20 protein-coding genes are annotated in these 18,619 nt (G+C 43.9%); 15 read left to right on the plus strand and 5 right to left on the minus strand.

Going from position 1 to position 18,619, the window contains the following annotated elements; genetic code table 11:
- Nucleotides 1-24: 24 nt before the first annotated feature.
- Entirely contained in the window at nucleotides 25-396 is a 372-nt protein-coding gene (locus NtB2_RS04165; RefSeq protein ID WP_109245690.1) for a carboxymuconolactone decarboxylase family protein, read from the plus strand.
- Between the two features lie 153 nt (nucleotides 397-549).
- Here NtB2_RS04165 and modA read toward each other — a convergent pair whose 3' ends face one another.
- The 4 genes from modA to NtB2_RS04185 all read right to left on the minus strand — a co-directional run bounded on the left by modA (nucleotide 550) and on the right by NtB2_RS04185 (nucleotide 3,107).
- A complete protein-coding gene (gene modA, locus NtB2_RS04170; RefSeq protein WP_109245691.1) occupies nucleotides 550-1,344 on the minus strand; it encodes a molybdate ABC transporter substrate-binding protein in 795 nt (264 codons plus the stop codon).
- Nucleotides 1,345-1,409: 65 nt separating this feature from the next.
- Complete coding sequence (locus NtB2_RS04175; RefSeq protein ID WP_109245692.1) at nucleotides 1,410-1,658, minus strand: hypothetical protein; 249 nt, start codon at nucleotides 1,656-1,658, stop codon at nucleotides 1,410-1,412.
- The gene (locus tag NtB2_RS04180; RefSeq protein ID WP_109245693.1) at nucleotides 1,658-2,122 is read right to left on the minus strand and encodes a MogA/MoaB family molybdenum cofactor biosynthesis protein; all 465 of its coding nucleotides are present in this window, start codon (nucleotides 2,120-2,122) and stop codon (nucleotides 1,658-1,660) included. Before NtB2_RS04180 ends, NtB2_RS04175 begins: the two co-directional genes overlap by 1 nt.
- Complete coding sequence (locus NtB2_RS04185) at nucleotides 2,115-3,107, minus strand: HesA/MoeB/ThiF family protein (protein WP_109245694.1); 993 nt, start codon at nucleotides 3,105-3,107, stop codon at nucleotides 2,115-2,117. Before NtB2_RS04185 ends, NtB2_RS04180 begins: the two co-directional genes overlap by 8 nt.
- A 95-nt stretch (nucleotides 3,108-3,202) precedes the next feature.
- Here NtB2_RS04185 and NtB2_RS04190 point away from each other — a divergent pair, with 95 nt between their 5' ends.
- The 7 genes from NtB2_RS04190 to NtB2_RS08530 all read left to right on the plus strand — a co-directional run bounded on the left by NtB2_RS04190 (nucleotide 3,203) and on the right by NtB2_RS08530 (nucleotide 12,333).
- Nucleotides 3,203-3,778 carry a hypothetical protein gene (locus tag NtB2_RS04190; RefSeq protein ID WP_109245695.1) on the plus strand — a complete coding sequence of 192 codons (576 nt, stop codon included), beginning with the start codon at nucleotides 3,203-3,205 and terminating at the stop codon, nucleotides 3,776-3,778.
- A 257-nt stretch (nucleotides 3,779-4,035) separates the two neighbouring features.
- The gene (locus NtB2_RS04195) at nucleotides 4,036-7,677 is read left to right on the plus strand and encodes a nitrate reductase subunit alpha (protein ID WP_109245696.1); all 3,642 of its coding nucleotides are present in this window, start codon (nucleotides 4,036-4,038) and stop codon (nucleotides 7,675-7,677) included.
- A 629-nt stretch (nucleotides 7,678-8,306) separates the two neighbouring features.
- Nucleotides 8,307-9,869, plus strand: coding sequence for a nitrate reductase subunit beta (gene narH, locus NtB2_RS04200; protein ID WP_109245697.1), 1,563 nt, complete (start codon nucleotides 8,307-8,309; stop codon nucleotides 9,867-9,869).
- Nucleotides 9,862-10,440, plus strand: a complete 579-nt coding sequence (gene narJ, locus NtB2_RS04205; RefSeq protein WP_109245698.1) for a nitrate reductase molybdenum cofactor assembly chaperone — start codon at nucleotides 9,862-9,864, stop codon at nucleotides 10,438-10,440. Before narH ends, narJ begins: the two co-directional genes overlap by 8 nt.
- Nucleotides 10,433-11,128 carry a respiratory nitrate reductase subunit gamma gene (narI, locus tag NtB2_RS04210; RefSeq protein WP_109245699.1) on the plus strand — a complete coding sequence of 232 codons (696 nt, stop codon included), beginning with the start codon at nucleotides 10,433-10,435 and terminating at the stop codon, nucleotides 11,126-11,128. Before narJ ends, narI begins: the two co-directional genes overlap by 8 nt.
- Nucleotides 11,129-11,215: 87 nt before the next feature.
- Nucleotides 11,216-11,896 (plus strand): ParA family protein, encoded by a 681-nt coding sequence (locus tag NtB2_RS08525; RefSeq protein WP_125194951.1) that lies wholly within the window; start codon nucleotides 11,216-11,218, stop codon nucleotides 11,894-11,896.
- 218 nt (nucleotides 11,897-12,114) lie between these two features.
- Entirely contained in the window at nucleotides 12,115-12,333 is a 219-nt protein-coding gene (locus tag NtB2_RS08530) for a hypothetical protein (RefSeq protein ID WP_125194953.1), read from the plus strand.
- Nucleotides 12,334-12,380: 47 nt separating this feature from the next.
- Here the strand turns inward: NtB2_RS08530 and NtB2_RS04220 are convergent, their stop codons facing one another.
- A complete protein-coding gene (locus tag NtB2_RS04220; protein WP_109245700.1) occupies nucleotides 12,381-12,914 on the minus strand; it encodes an NTP transferase domain-containing protein in 534 nt (177 codons plus the stop codon).
- A 28-nt stretch (nucleotides 12,915-12,942) separates the two neighbouring features.
- Between NtB2_RS04220 and mobB the strand changes: the two genes are divergently transcribed.
- From mobB to NtB2_RS04255, 7 genes are all read left to right on the plus strand, one after another.
- Nucleotides 12,943-13,431: a molybdopterin-guanine dinucleotide biosynthesis protein B gene (gene mobB / locus NtB2_RS04225; protein WP_109245701.1), complete on the plus strand. Its 489-nt coding sequence runs from the start codon at nucleotides 12,943-12,945 to the stop codon at nucleotides 13,429-13,431.
- A gap of 2 nt (nucleotides 13,432-13,433) precedes the next feature.
- Nucleotides 13,434-14,381, plus strand: a complete 948-nt coding sequence (locus NtB2_RS04230; protein WP_109245702.1) for an FAD:protein FMN transferase — start codon at nucleotides 13,434-13,436, stop codon at nucleotides 14,379-14,381.
- A 15-nt stretch (nucleotides 14,382-14,396) separates the two neighbouring features.
- Complete coding sequence (locus NtB2_RS04235; protein ID WP_109245703.1) at nucleotides 14,397-15,002, plus strand: NADPH-dependent FMN reductase; 606 nt, start codon at nucleotides 14,397-14,399, stop codon at nucleotides 15,000-15,002.
- Between the two features lie 15 nt (nucleotides 15,003-15,017).
- On the plus strand, nucleotides 15,018-16,250 hold the full coding sequence (locus NtB2_RS04240; protein ID WP_109245704.1) for an NAD(P)H-dependent oxidoreductase: 1,233 nt from the start codon (nucleotides 15,018-15,020) through the stop codon (nucleotides 16,248-16,250).
- 10 nt (nucleotides 16,251-16,260) lie between these two features.
- Nucleotides 16,261-16,746 carry an SRPBCC domain-containing protein gene (locus NtB2_RS04245; RefSeq protein ID WP_109245705.1) on the plus strand — a complete coding sequence of 162 codons (486 nt, stop codon included), beginning with the start codon at nucleotides 16,261-16,263 and terminating at the stop codon, nucleotides 16,744-16,746.
- Nucleotides 16,747-16,815: 69 nt separating this feature from the next.
- Nucleotides 16,816-18,033 carry a nitrate/nitrite transporter gene (locus tag NtB2_RS04250; RefSeq protein WP_109245706.1) on the plus strand — a complete coding sequence of 406 codons (1,218 nt, stop codon included), beginning with the start codon at nucleotides 16,816-16,818 and terminating at the stop codon, nucleotides 18,031-18,033.
- Complete coding sequence (locus tag NtB2_RS04255) at nucleotides 18,023-18,604, plus strand: uracil-DNA glycosylase family protein (RefSeq protein WP_109245707.1); 582 nt, start codon at nucleotides 18,023-18,025, stop codon at nucleotides 18,602-18,604. Before NtB2_RS04250 ends, NtB2_RS04255 begins: the two co-directional genes overlap by 11 nt.
- Nucleotides 18,605-18,619 lie beyond the last annotated feature (15 nt).

Below are 18,619 nucleotides of genomic sequence, written 5' to 3' on the forward strand. Positions count from 1 at the left end.
ATCACATGAAAGGAGAAAATAGTGATGACATATGAAAGAGGTCTAAAGACCAGGATTGAAGTGATTGGTAAGGCCAATAGTGACCTGGTCACAGAGAGTTTGAAGGACCTGGCTCCTATCGTTGATGATTGGACTCAGAGAGCTTTTGAGGACGTGATTGACCGGCCAGTTTTAGATATAAAGATGCGGGAGATGATTACCATTACGAATCTAGTCAGTCAGGGTGATACCGCCCCTCAGCTCAAGATTCATATTCAAGGGGCCTTGAACACAGGCTGGACAGTGGAAGAGATTCTTGAAGCCTTCATTCATCTGATTCCTTATAGTGGCTTTCCCCGGGTCTTGAATGGGATTCGGATAGCGAAAGAGCTGTTTGAAGAGAAGAAAAGCCTGTGAGGGCTTTTTTTTAATTCACATCAGTTTGTCTTTGCTATAAATTTGTCTTTGGTTATAAGCGTTCACTTGAGATGAGTTTGGCTGCTTAACTTGAACTTGTAATTTATCAAATTTTTTGTAAATAAAAATGAGGCAAAAATTTGCCTTCATTTTTTATTTCTTACTAAATCCATAACTGGCAAAAATCTTCTGAGCCTTAGGACTCGATAGATAGTCATTAAAGACCTTGACCTGGCTATTATATTTAGTCGTCGTCACAGTCGCTGTATAATAACTGATTTTTTCATGAAGATTTTCTGGCACTGTCGCTAAAATTTTAACATTCTTATTGTTCATGGCGTCAGTCTTGTAGACAAAGCCGACATCAGCATTACCAGCAGCGACGTAGGAGAGGACCTGGGTCACGTCTGAGGCCTGGACAAACTTAGACTTGAGGCTGGATAAGAGGCCGAGCTTGTCCAGGCTTTCTTCAGCGTATTTGCCGGCAGGGACGGTAGCAGGCTCGCCGATGGCGATTTTTTGGGCAGTCTTCAATGTATCAGTGATGCTGTCAGCTTCTTCAATATCCGAATTTTTATTTGCAATCATCACTAGGCTGTTGCCGAGGACTGCCTGAGCCTCAGTGGCTTTCTTAGAGCTGGTCAGCTTTTCTGTATCGGCCTTTGAAGCCAAAAAGACTGCATCAATCGGGGCTCCGGCCTCGACCTTTTCACGGACGGCACCAGATCCTGAAAAATCAAAGTCAATTTTAATTTTAGGATGCGTTTTTTCAAAGTTGGCATAGGCCTTGGTCAGTGACTTTTGGAGGCTGGCCGCAGCAGAGTAATGAAGATGGACGGCCGGGTCATTGTCATCAGAAGCCTGGTTAGCCTTGTTTGAGCAGGCAACCAGTGAGAGGCCAGAGAGGGCGACTGCTGTGAGGGCGAGAAATTTGAAGTGACGTTTCATGTGACGGCCTTTCTAAAGCGTTTTAATTATACTAACAAATTAAGATTAAAAAATACTTAAGCTGACTAATCGTAGTAATTTTCAAGGTCAATCTTGATGGTCGGGTCCAGCATGGCCTTGTAGTGGTCATAGTCTCTTGAGATAAGCAGAATGCTGTGATCAAGCTTTTCAAGCTCATCATCACGTTCCAGAGTGCGCATTTCTTTGTTGAGCTCTGCGACTTGATTTTCAAGAAGTGTCTTTTGGATAGCTAGGCTTTGGAGAGCAATGTGTAGAAGTTTTTGAAGGTCTCCGTCAGTGATGTTTTGAGGCATTATTTTCTTCTTTCCTTGATGAGGTGATAGACTTCTTTATTGATAATTTCTTCCATAGCAAGCTTTACAGCAGCTGTTGAGCCGGGAAGAGCAAAGATGAGTTGGTCTTGTTTTGTGAAAAATGCAGTGGCGCGTGAAGCAATAGCGTGACTTCCAATATCTTGAAAACTCAGCATCCGGAAGAGCTCTCCGAAGCCTGGAATTTCTTGACTGATAAAAGGACTGAGGGCTTCAAAAGTCACATCACGTTTTGCAATGCCTGTGCCGCCATTGCAGATGATGACGTCAAAGTCTGGCCAGGACTTGATTGCTTTTTGGATTTCTAGAATGTCGTCTTTAACAATTTTCCTAGTGACTTCTTGTTGAAGTTGTTGAGTAATTTCATCACCAGAGCTGTCATTATCAAAGTTTCTAGTATCTGAAATTGTCAAAACGGCGATTTTTAATTCGATTTTTTCAGACATTGGCGATGACTCCTTCTAGTAACGCTTTGGCGTCGTTTTCTTCAAATTGATAGAAGAGGAGACGGCCTGTCCGGAAAGCAGTAATACTGCGCTCTTCATCAATACTAATCCGGCTGGCAATAGGATTGCGTTTAAGTGGCCAGTCTTGACTTTCACAATAGGCTAGCCACTTGTCATTATCAAAGCTTGAAAATATTGCCTGATAGACACCGCCACAGCTCTTATCAAATTTCACCTTATTATTTTGACTTTGAACTTGACAAGCTTCACAATTATCTCGCTTCTTGACTTTGAACTTATCAATACTGAGCCTCCAAGCATCTACGATATGAAGGCTTTCCCAGTCGACTTTTTCAGGTTCGATAAGAATTTGGAAGGCAAGAGAGACTTCTAAAGAAGCAATGAGTGGAAGAAGTGGGGTAATTACTCCTAAGGTTTCACAGTCTTTCTCAAGCTCCAGTAAGTCAGGGAAAACACAGCTCAAGCATGGCGAGTTTTGCCCGGGCTTTATCGCCATGACTTGCCCGTTTGTGCCAGCAGCTGATGCAAAAACAAAGGGAAGATGATAATAAAGGCAGAAGTCATTAATGGCCTGTCTTGCAAGGAAATTATCCGTACAGTCGAGCACAAGATCAACTTCTGAAAAGTTCTCAAAATGCTCAGCTTCAAATTTTTCTGAGTAGACATCAATTGTCAAATCAGGATTGATTGCAAGAAGTGCTTCTTTGCTAGCCTCTACCTTTAGGCGGTCAAGGTCACTGTTTTTGTAAAGGCTTTGCCTTTGCAAGTTGCTGAGCTCTATTCGATCGTCATCAAAGAGACTGATGCGCCCAATTCCGGCACGGGTCAGTTGCTCAGCGACATTGCTGCCAAGACCTCCTGCACCGATGATGAGAACATGGGAGCTCGAAAGCTTTTCTTGCCCGTCTTGCCCGATTCTTCCGACACGGACTTGCCTGTCGAAACGTTCATTATTATATGTCATGGTTTGCCTTATTTCCTAAAAAGTGTTAAAAATAATAGGAATAAAAATTATATTCTTGTTCTATTTTATCATACGAGAGCAGGAAGAGGAGAAACATGGATATTAGAAAAGAATTTAGCAATGCTTTAACAGCATTTGAGCCAATCTTTAACGACACATTTGGACAACAGCGCCAGGCTGAGCAAGAGGATGTAGAAATCATCAAGATTCTCTCTGAACAAGAGGATACAGCTGAAAAAGAAGATGTCATTGCCAATATTGATAATCTGGAAAAAGTCTATGATGTTGTACAATTTCAGACCGAGATGATGGTAGAATATGTTCGGGCGACGGTTGGTAGTATTGCTGCTCGCTTTGACGACGAAGCGACACAGGATGACGAACGTCTTCAAATGCTGCTTTTTGTCCATGAAAAGATGGTGAAGCTGCATAACCAACTGGATTTCTTCTTTTCATCTTTTGAAGAAGAAGATCTAAAAAAAGGTTTCAGTATTGCCCGTCGCTCAGTGACGGCAATGGCCTTTAAGAAAAATACGGAAAAAGATCAGATGATTGCCTTTGTCCGTGAGCTTCGGAGCAATACAATGAAATACCTAACCATCGTCAATAACATCCACGACTGGTTGCATAGCATTTTGGATATGCTGGACAAGGAGAATGCTCCGGCATAAGATAAAAGCTTTTAACAGTGGTTTTTCAGAAAGGAGTTCAGCCTCATTAGGGCTGGACTTTTTCTTTTTAAGTAGGAAATTGGCGGAGTTTTTCTTGTATCTTGGCCTTGAGCTAAAAACTTATCCTAGACTTAACTGTGTTAAATAAGTTTGACACAGTTTAAATCTATCAACACAAAAAATTTGGCGTTATAATATAATCAGTTAATTCTACAATGAAAGCCTTTTCCTCCCATCGAAAAGGTATGGAGAATCCTATGAGAACCCCTAAATTTTTCTCAAAAGTCGAAAAGTTCAATGGCTCATTTAGCCAGCTTGAAGAAAACAACCGCCGCTGGGAGAATATCTACCGGCGTCGCTGGTCACATGACAAGGTCGTCCGTACCACGCACGGTGTCAACTGTACGGGTTCATGTTCCTGGAACGTTTATGTCAAGGAAGGACTGATTACTTGGGAACACCAAGCGACAGATTATCCGACCTGTGGCCCTAATATGCCTGACTATGAGCCGCGTGGTTGTCCGCGTGGTGCCTCATTCTCATGGTATGAGTACAGTCCGCTTCGTATTAAGTACCCTTACATTCGTGGCGTCCTTTGGGGACTTTGGGAAGAAGCACGAAAAGCCAACAATGACGATCTTGTTAAAGCCTGGGCATCTATCGTAGAAGATCCAGCAAAAGCAGCAGAATACAAGGCTGCGCGTGGTCGTGGTGGGCTTGTCCGTGTGAAATGGGACGATGCACTGGAAATGATTTCGGCGATGCTGACCTATACTATTAAGAAATATGGTCCAGACCGGATTGCAGGATTTTCTCCAATTCCAGCCATGTCTATGATTTCTTATGCTTCTGGCGCACGATTCCTTTCACTGCTCGGTGGGGAATTGCTCAGTTTCTATGACTGGTATGCTGATCTTCCCCCTGCTAGCCCTCAAATCTGGGGTGAGCAGACGGACGTTCCTGAAGCAGGTGACTGGTATAACTCACAATACATCATGATGTGGGGTTCAAACGTGCCATTGACACGTACACCAGATGCTCACTTTATGACTGAAGCCCGTTACAAGGGAACAAAAGTTGTTGCGGTCAGCCCTGACTATGCTGAAAATGTTAAATTTGCAGATAACTGGTTGGCACCAAAACCTGGTACAGACGCAGCCCTTGCACAAGCAATGACGCATGTCATTCTTCAAGAATATTACCAAAATCAAAGCACTGAATACTTTACAAATTATGTAAAACAATATACTGACTTGCCTTTCTTGATTACTTTGGACAATAAAAATGGCGGTCATTTCCAATCTGGTCGTTTCGTTCGCCTGTCAGACCTCGGTCAAGCTGACGAACACGCAGAATGGAAGCCTGTCCTGATTGACGAAGTCGACGGACAAATCAAAGCGCCAAACGGAACCATCGGTCAACGTTGGGAACACGGTCAAGACTGGAACTTGAAGCTTGACGGCATCAAGCCACAGCTTTCTATCGGTCTGGACAATATGGTCAAGATTGACTTCCCTTACTTCGATGAAAAAGGCGCATCAATCCTCACGCGTAATGTTCCTTCAAGAACAATCCAGTTCGCAGACGGTACAGAACAGCGTGTAACGACTGTCTTTGACCTGATGATGTCTCAATACGGGATTGACCGTACAGGCAATGATGAACTCGCTGCAAAAGGCTATGATGATGCGACATCAGCCTTCACGCCAGCTTGGCAAGAAGCGATTACGGGTGTTAAGCAAAGCTTGATTATCCAAATCGCAGAAGAATTTGCACAAAATGCCCTTGAAACAGAAGGAAAATCAATGGTTATCATGGGTGCCGGTATCAACCACTGGTTTAACTCAGACATGATTTACCGTTCTATCATCAACATGCTCCTGCTCACAGGTTGTGAAGGTGTCTCTGGTGGTGGTTGGGCTCACTATGTGGGTCAAGAAAAACTCCGTCCTGCTGAAGGCTGGGGAACGATTGCTTTCGCAAAAGACTGGACTGGCGGTGCCCGTCAACAACAAGGAACCTCATTCTTCTACTTTGCAAGTGACCAATGGAAATATGATGAGCTGGATAATGAAGCCCTGAAATCACCATTGTACACAGCTTCAAGCAATTCCTATAAACACCCTGCTGACTATAACCAAATGGCGATTCGCCTTGGCTGGCAGCCAAGCTATCCGCAGTTTGACCGCAACAGTTTGGACTTCGTCAAACAATACGGCACGACAGATGAAAAAGAAGTCGTTTCTAAACTCGTTGAAGAATTGAAAGCAGGCAGCCTAAAATTTGCTGCTGAAGACCCAGACAAGAAAGAAAACCAACCTAAAGGTCTCTTTGTATGGCGGAGTAACCTCTTCTCAAGTTCTGGTAAGGGTCAAGAATATTTCATGAAACACTTGCTCGGAGCTGAAAATGGTCTCCTTGCCAAGACAAATGACAACTTCCGCCCTGAAACAATGGAATGGCACGAGGAAGAAGTCCAAGGGAAACTCGATCTTGTCGTTGACTTGGATTTCCGTATGGTTGCCACACCAATGTACTCTGATATCGTCTTGCCAGCAGCAACTTGGTATGAAAAAGAAGACTTGTCTTCAACAGACATGCATCCCTTTATTCATCCATTTAACGCTGCGGTGAGTCCACTTTGGGAGTCTAAGACAGACTGGAATATTTTCCGCGAGCTTGCTAAGAAATTCCAAGCTTTGGCTGAAAAAGAATTCACAGAGCCTGTTTATGACTTGCATGCGAGTCCGATTGCTCACGATACGATTGGGGAAATTGCTCAACCAATGGGGCAAGTGAAGGACTGGAAGAAAGGTGAAATCGAAGCTATTCCAGGTCAAACCATGCCTAACTTTAAGCTCGTGAAACGTGATTATACTAAAGTTTATGACCAATACAATGCCTTAGGCCCACTCATGGAAAATGGTAAAGTGGGTGCGATTGGTTTGACTTATTCGATTGCTGATCAGTATGAAGAACTTAAAGCAACGCTCGGTACGACAAAAGATGGCTTGCCAAAACTTGATGATGCCAAGAAAGTTGCAGATGCCATTCTTACCTTGTCATCCACCACCAACGGTAAAGTTAATAACAAGGCTTGGGCGGCAGCTGAAGAAGAACACGGTGTGCCATTGAAAGACATTGGTCAGGACTATGGTTCTGTGCATATGAACTTCAAGAATATCACGGCTCAACCAATGGAATCTATTCCAACACCGATTGGAACATCAGCAAATACTGACGGCGAACGTTATTCTAGCTTTACCTTGCAGATTCGTCGTCTTGTACCCTTCCGTACTTTGACAGGACGTCAACAGTTCTATATTGACCATGAAATCTTCCAAGAGTATGGTGAAGCCTTGACGACTTATAAGCCAACATTGCCTCCACAAGTCATGGGTCCAAAAGACCAAGATATCGAAGCAGATGGCTCAGAAATTACGCTCCGTTACATGACGCCACACGGTAAGTGGAATATCCACACCATGTATCAGGACAATCTCATGATGCTCACTCTTTTCCGTGGTGGACCAAATGTTTGGATTTCTGATGTTGATGCGAAGAAGGCTGGGATCAAAGATAATGACTGGCTCGAACTCTACAACCGTAATGGGGTCATGACTGCGCGTGCTGTCGTTTCACACAGAATGCCAGAAGGCACAATGTATGCTTATCACGCACAAGATATGACAATCCAAGAACCGCTTTCTACGATCACAGGAAACCGAGGCGGTTCACACAACGCACCAACGCAAATCCACATCAAACCAACCCAAATGGTCGGTGGATATGCCCAACTCTCATACGGTTTCAACTATTACGGCCCTATCGGAAACCAACGTGATCTCTACGTCAACGTCAGAAAACTCAAAAAAGTAGACTGGTCAGACGAAAATTAATTACCCTTGAGCGGGCAGCACTCTGCTCTTGGGATGTTTCTAGTAATGGGTGCTCGCGGAATTAGCTTCGAGTGTTGCTAAGCCCTGCTTAGCCAACAACCTCACATCTTCGATATGAGGTCAGGCTGTCCCGGAAGTCTAAGTGCTAAAGCACTAAGACCCTCGGGCAGTCTCGCTTACGCGAGCCGTCGCAAGGCAAAGCAACACTACTTGCGGATTTCCGCTCCGCGGATTACACGACAGCAGAGCTGTCGGTAATCCCACTACTAGAAAATCCCTCTGGGATTGGCCTTCGGCCGTTTGGCTAAGCCAAACCCGCGAAGCGGTCCGCCTTTCAAAGGCGGAAAGGCGAAGTCCTTATTCTAATAACGCGAAGCGATTCGCCGCAGGCGAGGGCGAAGCCCTAAAAAGGGGATTTTCTAATAATGGGAAGACAAGCAGCTTTGCTGCTTAGTCTTCTGCACAGGGGAGATCCGCAAGTACTATTTCTTAGGCTGATGACGGCTCCCGCAGGGAGACTAAATCAGACTTAGAAATAGTCGCAGCTAGCTTCCCGAGCACTCCATTATTAGAAATATCCCCAAGCCCGAAGGGCCAAAGCCGTACGCAGTACGTATGAAAGGAAAAATATGAAAGTTAAAGCTCAAATCGGGATGGTCCTCAACCTCGACAAGTGTATCGGCTGTCATACATGTTCAGTAACATGTAAAAACACTTGGACCAATCGCCCAGGAGCAGAATATATGTGGTTCAATAACGTCGAAACCAAACCGGGTGTCGGCTATCCAAAACGTTGGGAAGACCAGGAACAATACAAAGGTGGTTGGAAACTCGACAAACATGGTAAATTGACCCTCAAATCTGGTGGTAAAGTAGAAAAAGCAGCCAGCCTCAAAATTTTCTACAACAACGATATGCCAACAATCGATGACTACTACGAACCTTGGACTTATGATTACCAAAATCTTTTTGGTAAAGCACAAAAGCACCAACCAGTTGCTCGTGCAAAATCACAAATCACAGGGAAAACAATGGATCTCCAATGGGGACCAAACTGGGATGACGACCTTGCAGGTGGTGAAGCTTCTATCGCTAACGACCCCAATATTGCAAAAATCGAGTCAGACATTAAGGCAAACTTTGAAACAGCCTTCATGATGTACTTGCCACGTCTTTGCGAACACTGTTTGAACCCAGCCTGTGTGTCAGCTTGTCCAAGTGGCGCCATGTACAAACGTGATGAAGACGGGATTGTCCTCGTCAATCAAGACCAATGTAAAGGTTGGCGTTTCTGTATGTCAAGTTGCCCTTACAAAAAAGTTTACTTCAACTGGTCAACCAACAAGGCTGAAAAATGTACTTTCTGCTACCCACGTATCGAAGAAGGTTTGCCAACCGTATGTTCTGAAACCTGTGTTGGTCGTATCCGTTACATCGGTGTGATGCTTTATGATGCAGACCGTGTGGCAGAAGCAGCGAGCGAACCTGATGAAAAGCTCCTCTACGAACGTCAACTTGAAGTTTTCCTCGATCCATACGATCCAGAAGTCATTGCTGCAGCGCGTGCAGAAGGGATTTCTGAAGAAATGCTTGAAGGGGCTCAAAATTCTCCGATTTACAAGATGGTCATCGAAGAAAAAATCGCTTTCCCACTTCACCCAGAATACCGTACGATGCCAATGGTATGGTACTGCCCACCACTTAGCCCAATCATGAGCTATTTCGAAGGTAAAAACACACTTCAAAATCCTGAAATGATTTTCCCAGGCATTGATGAAATGCGTATTCCAGTGGATTACTTGGCTTCTATCTTGACAGCTGGTAATGTCGAACCTGTCAAACAAGCCCTTTACAAGCTTGCCATGATGCGTTTATTCATGCGTGCTCAAACTTCTGGTAAGGCCTTTGACGAGTCTAAACTTGCAGAAGTTGGACTTGATGCAGACACAGCACGTAGCCTTTACCGTCTCCTTGCCATCGCTAAATATGAAGATCGTTTCGTGATTCCTAAAGCTCACCGTGAAGACTACATGGAAGCTCCTGATAAAGCTCAAGGTGCTGTTGGTTATGAAGCATGTAACGGTTGCTCACTTGCAGATATGCACGCTTCTATGATTCAAAAAGCCCAAAATGGCACTAAGGGTGCAGACATCTATGCGGAAAGCTTCTACGGAGGCATATGGCGTGATTAGTGCTCAAAAACTTGAAGAGCTGAGAAATGCTTATCTTATTTTGGCTCAAATGATGGACTTCCCTGAGGAAGAGCTTTTGACATCAGACTTTCTGGCTGAAGTCAAAGGACTCTTCCCAGAGACTGAGGAAAAAGCAGAAGTCATCGCCATCCTTGAGGCCTTGCAAGGCAAGAATTTGATGGTGCTCAAAGAAGAATACACAGGGATTTTCGAGCTCAACAAGCGGATTACCTTGTATACGACTTATTATCGTTTTGATGATAGTCGTGAACGTGGTGGCGTGCTTGCTAAGTTGAAAATGCTTTATGAGATGTTTGGGGTCAGCCTTGATGCGGCTGAACTGACAGACTATTTGCCAAGCATGCTTGAGTTTCTCGGCATGGGCGAATGGGCTGGTGATGAACGTTTAGAGGATTTGCAGCTCCTCTTTGACGTTTTGGAAGATGGTACTTACGAGATCCTTCAAGCTGCGAAAGAGATCCAAGACGAGCCATATATTCGTCTGATCTCAGTGATTAGAAATACCTTACGCTATGCCCTCATTAACGAAAGGAAAGAAGTAAATGGCTAATTTTGGAAGTTTCTTACTTTGGGTTGTTTTCCCATATGCAATGATGCTCTCCTTTGTCTTTGGAACCATCTGGCGCATGAGAAAGCCGGGTTCTGTTACAGCGAAATCAAGTGAATTGATGGAGAAGAAAACGCTGATTTGGGGTTCAATCCTCTTTCACCTTGGTCTGCTCGGTGTCCTTGGTGGACACATTATCGGGATTTTCATTCCGGAGTCTTGGACACAAGCGATTGGCATCAGCAATGAAATCTACCACAAAGTGCTTGCTCTCGGCTTTGGTGGTGTCTTCGGTGTCATGTTGCTTATCGGTGTGATTACCTTGGCTTACCGTCGCTTTAGCAATCCACGCGTCTTTGCGACCTCATCAATCAATGACAATATCGTTATTATTGCCTTGACCATTACGATTGTCCTTGGCATGCTCAGTTCTTTCTGGGCGGGTCCAATGACACCAGGATTTGACTACCGTACAACGATTTCTATCTGGGGACGGACACTCTTCGTCCTTCATCCTCAATATGAATTGATGGCAAATATTCCATTGTTTTATAAACTGCACATCATCTGTGGCTTTGCGATGTTTGGCTTCTTCCCTTACACCCGTCTCGTCCATGCCCTTTATGTGCCAATGCAGTATCTGACACGTCGTTTTGTGGTTTATCGTCGTTATCCTGGAAAAAATTTTTAGAAAATATTTCAGCAAAATTGGAATTAAGGAAAAGACGAAAAGGAATGTATCGTCAAAATAAGTTCCACAATCAGATAGGAGGTTTAAATGAAAATTATTTCACTCTTTAATAACAAAGGTGGTGTTGGTAAATCGACTCTAAGTTACCATTTGGGATGTGCTCTGGCAGAGCTAGGAAAACGAGTTCTTTTTGTTGATCTGGATCCTCAGTGCAATTTGACGATTAACTCAATGTTTGAGGAAGAACTGGAAGATATTTGGGCAAAGGAAGAGCCTTATATGGAGGATTTTTCAAGTGCACGAGCAAATTTCGGTGATGAAATATTGGAATCACCACGATCTGTTCATTTCCTACTAAAACCTGTACAAGATGGACAAAATGATATTGATAATCTTCCACCTGCAAAAGAATTAAGAGAAAATTTGTGGATTTTGCCCGGAAGATTATCTCTATATCAGTTTGAAGCAACAATTTCAGACCGTTGGAATCGACTATATGAAGGGGATCCACTGAGTATAAGGACTATAACCGCTTTTAGGACACTATGTCAAGAGTACGGTGATAAGTATAATTGTGATTATGTTATTGTGGATACTTCATCAAGTTTGGGAGTCATGAATAAAACAATTATTTCAACAGTAGATGGATTTTTTGTTCCAACACTTCCAGACATGTTTAGTCTGTATGGAATAAAGAATATTGGAAGTTCATTGAGTGGCAGAAGCAGTTTGATACGATTAAAAAACTTATTGGAGAGAATAAGGTAGCTAAATTTCCAGAACACTTTGTTCAATTTATAGGATTTACCATCTATAATGCAAAAAAATATTCACCTACAAAAAATCCAAACAAATATAACTTAGCTTCTGCCCATTACAGGTATGTCAACTTAATCCCTGAGATTATCAAGGAAAATATTCAACCAAATAACATAGCTAATATTGGAGATGATGCTCTAAAAACACCTATAGGTGAAGATAGTGTAATGTATACTCATAACACTTTCCCATCAGTCGCACAAGGCTTAAAATGTCCGATGTGGCTAGTTCCTGAAACATATAAGAAATATAAAGAAGAAAAAACTGAATACATAAGTGAGAACGATATTCAATATAATGGTGGTGCAGCTGGAGCATATAGAAAGACTTTAGAAGCTTATAAAGTCTTTGCTGCAGATGTTATGAAGCGTTCAGAAGTATTATAATTGTTCGAGGAAGAGACACATTCACTTTATTAAGATAAATTACTCTTTCAGGCTTCATTATGATTCACTAATTCCTCATCTGGAAGTTGGATGGCCGAAGCAGCTAACTGATTTAAAAATCCAATCACTCGGCGTTGACCTGTTTGAAGATAGCTTTCAATATCGTCAGCTGAAAAACGGAGATATGCGATGGTGAAATGATTTTCAGCATATTGATTAGGCTGACGCATCAAGCTTCTTAGGGAATTTATGGAGATTTCGGGGTTATCAACAGACAGGATCAAATAGTCTTGAGCTTGTCCTTGAGGAAAGTGCTTAGCCACACTGTAAAGTGCCGAGAGTGGCCCTTCACCAGAGAAATCGGAATGATCAAGTTGGATATGGCCACCGGCTAAGTCCTGCTTGATTTTTTCATAGTTTGTGGCTGATGCTGAGATAAAGACCTCATCAGAGACTTGCTTGAGCTTGTCAAAAGCGATCTCAAGCCAGCTTTGACCGAGTCTTTCATCAAAAAATAAGGCCTTGTCGCCTTGCTTAAAGCGGGAGGATTTTCCTCCAGCTAGTAAAATTCCTATTGTCATAGCTTTATTTTAACATAAGAAAGAAATCATGAAAATTTTACAAATCGCTGGACGAAAGAAATCTGGAAAGACGACGACCACCATTGATTTTATCAAGGCTGCCCGCGAGCTCGATCTTAAAGTGGCGACCTTTAAGCACAGCCACCACTGCGTTGCAATGGATGTCGAAGGGACGGACACCGCCCGTTTTTCCGAGGCTGGTTGCCAGCAGGTGGCCCTGTCTAATGATTCTGGCTTTTTCTGGCATGAAGTCAGAAAGCCCAAGCGCTTAGAAGAAGAAATCCGCGACTTCGTGGATCCAGATACAGACATCGTCTTCACAGAGAGCTTCAACCATGAGGCACTCCCTAAGCTCTTACTGGTCCGACCGGAAGATGACTCAGAAAGTCTTGACAAATTTAAGCCAGCAGATTATATTGCGAGCATTTATAATGAAGCGGATTTCACGGATAAGATTGACCTGTCCACAGAAGCTTTAAGAAAAGCCTGGCTCAAGGCCTGGCTAGCCGAGGCTTAAAGATGAAACAAGCCTCAAGACAAGTCCAAATGATGGGCACGACCATCGACCTGCTTTTTGAAGCAGAAGAAGGGCTGCTAGAAGCCCTTCTCGATGAAGCCATCGAGCGACTCAAGCTTTATAATCATCGCTTTTCTGCTAATGATGCGGATTCTGAGCTCTCAGCGATTAACCAGGCAGCGGGATTGAACGCCGTCAGTGTGCAAGGAGAACTTTATGAACTCATCAAAAAGGGTAAAGAGGAGAGCTTAGCTGAGCCGAGTAATCTCGACATCGCCCTGGGCCCAGTCGTTCAAAGCTGGCGGATTGGTTTTGATGATGCCAGAAAGCCTTCTGAGCAGGAAATTGAGCAGGCCTTAAAGCTGACGGATCCAGAGCAAATCCAGCTCAACGATGCTGAACAGTCGGTTTTTCTGGCGAGATCTGGCATGAAAATCGATCTGGGTGCCCTGGCCAAAGGTTATATTGCTGACTTGCTCATGGCCTGGCTGAAGACGAGGCCGGTCCAGTCCGCCTTAATCAATCTGGGGGGCAATGTCCTTGTCTACGGCGATAATTCTAAGCAGCCAGATGGCCTCTGGTGGATTGGCCTGCAAGCGCCCGGCTCAAAAAGAGGCCAACACATGGGCCTCATCCCTATCCAGAATGCTTCGCTCGTCACCTCTGGCATCTACGAACGCCAGTTTGAGCTGGACGGTCAGTGCTATCATCATATCTTTGACCGGAAGACAGGCCAGCCCATCGAGACAGAGATGGCCAGCCTGACCATCCAAGCCAGTTCTTCACTGGCCTGTGAAATCTGGAGCAGCCGACTTTTTGGTCTGGACCTCTGGACGGCCATGTCAACCATTAATGCTGTTCCCGACATCGAAGGAATTATCGTTTTAAAAAATCAGAAAATCTTGCTGTCTGACGGCATGAAAAATAAATTCCAGGCCCTGCCTGAATAGAAAAGAGGAGAATCAATGAAATTGATTGGTCTCGTTGGTACTAATAATGCCAACTCTACAAATCGCAAGCTCCTTCAATTCATTCAAAAGCACTTTGAAAAAGATGCTGAGATCGAATTGATCGAAATCAAAGATTTGCCGATGTTTAACAAACCGGCAGAAAAGAAGTTACCAGAAGTGGTTACTGAGATGGCGGTTAAGATTGATGCAGCCGACGGTGTGATTATCGCAACGCCTGAGTATGATCACGCGATTCCAGCAAGCCTCATGAATGCTCTTGCTTGGCTATCCTATGGTATCTATCCATTCTTGAATAAGCCGGTAATGATTACAGGAGCTTCCTATGGTACGCTAGGTTCATCACGTGCCCAGCAGCAGCTCCGCCAGATTCTGGATGCACCAGAGCTCAAGGCCAGTGTGATGCCAGGCTCTGAATTCTTGCTCAGTCACTCCCTCCAGGCTTTTGATAGTGAGGGGAATCTCAATGATATTGAGCTTACTCAAAAGCTTGAAGCCTTGTTCACTGACTTCCGCCTTTTTGTCAAAATGAATGAAAAATTGAGTCATGCCCAAGCTCTTTTGCAAAAAGAAGCGGAAGACTTTGACTGGGAAACACTTTAAGAGAGGAGCTGAGATATGAAATTAGTTGCACTTGTTGGCTCAAATGCTGAGCAATCCTATAATCGCATGCTTTTGCAGTACATCCAAAAGCAATTCAAACTCAAATTTGAACTTGAACTTTTAGAAATTAAAGATGTACCAATGTTTAATCAAGACGAAGCAGAACTGCATAAAGACAACTTTGCTTTGACTTATATTAACAATAAAATCGAACGTGCAGACGGGGTTATCATTGCCACACCTGAGCATAATCATACCATCACAGCTGCTTTGAAAAGCACGCTTGAATGGCTTTCTTTCAACCTTCATCCTTTTGAAAATAAGCCTGTTATGATTATCGGTGCCTCATACTATGACCAAGGCTCGTCTCGTGCCCAGCTCCAACTGCGTCAAATTCTTGATGCCCCAGGTGTGAATGCTTATGTTTTGCCAGGCAATGAATTCCTCCTCGGTAAAGCTAAAGAAGCCTTTGATAATGAAGGCAATATCACCAATCAAGGCACAGTACAATTCTTGGAAAGCTGTCTTGACAATTTTATTAAATACATTGAGGTGGTCACACCATTGAAAGTACCTAAACCAATCGCTTCTGAAGATCTCGACTGCAATCATCCGATTAAAACAACGATTTCTGGGATTGACCCAGATGATCCAGAATGGTTGGAAAAAGCGGCTGCACAGGTCGGTGCAGTCTCTGGCGATAGCTATGTCAAATTGGATAATGGCCTCTTGACCGTTGACCAACTCAACATGTTCCTCCAAGCCATGCCATTTGAGTTGACTTATTCAGATGATAATAACCAATTCCTCTATTATAATAATCAGGCGCAAGAAGCTTCTACGATGTTGGCGCAACGTGTTCCCGAGCAAGTCGGTAACCGTTTGAGTACAGTTCACGGTTCATTACAAGCAGCGCGTATGAAAAATGTAGAATGGGTGATTGGCAGCCTCCGCAATAACAATCAAGAATACGTTCGTACCGTTATTCCTGGGACACCAGAAAGCTTGATTAACGTTCACAATTACCAAGCCATGTATTATCCCAATGGTAATTTTGCTGGGATCAATGAAATTGTCTTTAACTTCAAACCTTGGCTTGACTGGTACTTGAAAGAAACAGGTCAACGTTTGGTTGGTGGGAATGCTGGCGCAGCCGATGCGACGACCGGTGCGTCAGATGCTGGCGGACATGGTGGAGGCCATGCAGCACCTACAGCTGATGCGACGACGGGTGCTTCAAGCCATTAGAAAGTAAAACATGATTGAAATTCAAACAAGAATGCTGATTAAAGCGCCAACTGAAGCAGTCTATCAGTCTTTTATCAATCCTGACCGCATCGGAAACTTCTGGTTTTCAAATGCTTCAGCGACTTGGGAAGTGGATAAAGAAATTCAGCTCAGCTACGAAGAATTTGAAGGTAAAGTTGACCTTCGCGTCCTTGACCTCAAAGAAAACAGTCGAATCATCTTTGAATGGGGACCAAGTTCAGACAGTCGAGTGGTGACTATTGCTATTAAAGCACTTGGTCCTGCTCAAAGTTTGGTAGAAGTCAAAGAACAAGGTTTTAAGGATTTTGAAGGTTTGCTGACAGACCCTAATCTTTCGGAAATTCTCAGCTTTGAGTATGAAGATATTCTCGATAGTCTGATGGGGGGGAAAGCAGGTTGGACCTTTATGCTCACTTGTCTCAAAGCCTACCTCGAATCAGGCATTACAAGTTTAAGAACAGGTTTGATGCCTTAAAAATATTATGCTGCTTGGCTGACTTTTTGGCCAGACAGTCATTAGAAAAGGAAAACAAAACTAAAAACAATGGAAAATGTAAAAAATAAAAAGTATGCGGCGACCATGGCCCTAATCATGGGAACGCTCGCCATGCTTGTCTCATTCATGGCTTGGTCCAGCATCGCACCACTAGCCACAGCCTTTGCCCCCAAGCTCGGCTTTGAAGCAGGTTCTGCAGCTCAAAAAATGCTAGTTGCTGTTCCTGTCTTGCTTGGCTCTATCGCCCGCATTCCGATGGGAATTCTCTCAGACCGCCTAGGTGGGAAGAAGGTCTATCTGGCCCTCATGGTCTTTACACTGATTCCCCTCTTGATCATCCCTCATGTCCACAGTTACAGCGTCATGCTCTGGGTGGCCCTCTTGCTCGGTATGGCAGGGACTTCATTTGCCGTTGCCATCTCATACGTTTCTGTCTGGTTCCCTGCAGAAAAGCAAGGTCTTGTCCTTGGTATCGCCGGCATGGGTAATATCGGTAACGCCGTGTCAGCCCTCATCTTGCCTACGATCATCGGTGCCAACAAAGACATCAGCAAGGCCTATACCTTCCTGGTCATCCTCATGGTCATCTTTATCATCCTCTTTGCCGTCTTGACCAAAGAAATGCCAACGGATAAGAATAAGACTATCGGTCAAGCCCTCTCAGTAGCCAAGGAAAAAGATACCTGGTATCTCTCACTTTTCTACATGTTGACTTTTGGATCATTCATGGCCTTTGGTAACTTGATTCCAACCTTGATTGGTAAAGGGAATGTCAACCACTTTGTCATTGCAGACTCACCTGCCAAGGTCTTGGTCGTTGCTGGTTTCTGGGCAGCTGGATTTTCAGCAGTTGCTACTTTATTGCGTCCAGTGGGCGGTATGCTGGCCGATAAGATTCTTCCTAAGAAGCTCTTGATGCTTGTCTTTGGCGGTGTTCTCATCTCTACACTGATTCTTGCAGCAGGCAGCCATAGCTTTGCTATCCTCATGACAGGGATTTTCGTCCTTGCTGTCTTCGCAGGGATTGGTAATGGTGTTGTCTTCAAGATGGTGCCATATGTCTCTAAGAAAAATACAGGTGCTGTAACAGGATTTGTCGGTGCCATTGGTGGACTTGGTGGATTCATCTATCCATTCGTTGTTGCTGGTATTGGCAACCTCAAGACAAGTTTCCTCGTCTTGACAGCTTTCACAATCCTTTGCGCAATTGTCCTTTATCTCGTATTCTTCCGTGGCGGAGATACTGTTGTTGAAAATGAAAGATAAATTAAAAGACATCTTTGAAGCGATTAAAGCTGATGAGATGAACCAAAACTATAGCAAAGCGGGCATTGACCCGCTTTATGCTGTCCATCCCAAGGCAAAAATCCTGATCATTGGCCAAGCACCAGGTCAAAAGACCCAAGATGCAGGCATTTATTGGAAAGATAAGTCTGGGGATCGTCTTAGAGATTGGCTCGGTGTGACTGAAGAAGACTTCTATAAGCCGGAGCAATTTGCGATTCTCCCCATGGACTTTTACTTTCCAGGTAAAGGAAAATCGGGGGATCTGCCACCCAGAAAAGGCTTTGCAGAAAAATGGCACCCAGAGCTCTTGGAACTCATGCCAGAGATAAAGTTTACGCTCCTGATAGGAAACTATGCTCAGCACTATTATCTGGACATTCCAAAGACCATGCCTTCGACCCAAGTGATAAGAAATTATCAAGATTTTCTACCAAGAATGTTGCCTTTGCCGCATCCTTCGCCAAGAAATAATATTTGGCTAGCTAAGAATGCTTGGTTTGAGGTAGAAGTTATTCCGGAGCTTAGAAAGAATGTAAAGAAGTGGCTTTAGTCACTTTTTTCAATC

The sequence above is a fragment of the Lactococcus termiticola genome, assembly GCF_003116835.1.
Taxonomy (GTDB): domain Bacteria; phylum Bacillota; class Bacilli; order Lactobacillales; family Streptococcaceae; genus Lactococcus; species Lactococcus termiticola.

Coding starts and splice junctions, on each gene's coding strand:
- NtB2_RS04240 (WP_109245704.1), top strand. CDS start 15,018: ATGAAATTAGTTGCACTTGTTGGCTCAAATGCTGAGCAATCCTATAAT.
- NtB2_RS08525 (WP_125194951.1), top strand. CDS start 11,216: ATGAAAATTATTTCACTCTTTAATAACAAAGGTGGTGTTGGTAAATCG.
- mobB (WP_109245701.1), top strand. CDS start 12,943: ATGAAAATTTTACAAATCGCTGGACGAAAGAAATCTGGAAAGACGACG.
- NtB2_RS04175 (WP_109245692.1), bottom strand. CDS start 1,658: ATGCCTCAAAACATCACTGACGGAGACCTTCAAAAACTTCTACACATT.
- NtB2_RS04235 (WP_109245703.1), top strand. CDS start 14,397: ATGAAATTGATTGGTCTCGTTGGTACTAATAATGCCAACTCTACAAAT.
- NtB2_RS04165 (WP_109245690.1), top strand. CDS start 25: ATGACATATGAAAGAGGTCTAAAGACCAGGATTGAAGTGATTGGTAAG.
- NtB2_RS04190 (WP_109245695.1), top strand. CDS start 3,203: ATGGATATTAGAAAAGAATTTAGCAATGCTTTAACAGCATTTGAGCCA.
- NtB2_RS08530 (WP_125194953.1), top strand. CDS start 12,115: ATGTATACTCATAACACTTTCCCATCAGTCGCACAAGGCTTAAAATGT.
- narI (WP_109245699.1), top strand. CDS start 10,433: ATGGCTAATTTTGGAAGTTTCTTACTTTGGGTTGTTTTCCCATATGCA.
- modA (WP_109245691.1), bottom strand. CDS start 1,344: ATGAAACGTCACTTCAAATTTCTCGCCCTCACAGCAGTCGCCCTCTCT.
- NtB2_RS04255 (WP_109245707.1), top strand. CDS start 18,023: ATGAAAGATAAATTAAAAGACATCTTTGAAGCGATTAAAGCTGATGAG.
- NtB2_RS04245 (WP_109245705.1), top strand. CDS start 16,261: ATGATTGAAATTCAAACAAGAATGCTGATTAAAGCGCCAACTGAAGCA.
- NtB2_RS04220 (WP_109245700.1), bottom strand. CDS start 12,914: ATGACAATAGGAATTTTACTAGCTGGAGGAAAATCCTCCCGCTTTAAG.
- NtB2_RS04250 (WP_109245706.1), top strand. CDS start 16,816: ATGGAAAATGTAAAAAATAAAAAGTATGCGGCGACCATGGCCCTAATC.
- NtB2_RS04230 (WP_109245702.1), top strand. CDS start 13,434: ATGAAACAAGCCTCAAGACAAGTCCAAATGATGGGCACGACCATCGAC.
- NtB2_RS04180 (WP_109245693.1), bottom strand. CDS start 2,122: ATGTCTGAAAAAATCGAATTAAAAATCGCCGTTTTGACAATTTCAGAT.
- NtB2_RS04185 (WP_109245694.1), bottom strand. CDS start 3,107: ATGACATATAATAATGAACGTTTCGACAGGCAAGTCCGTGTCGGAAGA.
- NtB2_RS04195 (WP_109245696.1), top strand. CDS start 4,036: ATGAGAACCCCTAAATTTTTCTCAAAAGTCGAAAAGTTCAATGGCTCA.
- narH (WP_109245697.1), top strand. CDS start 8,307: ATGAAAGTTAAAGCTCAAATCGGGATGGTCCTCAACCTCGACAAGTGT.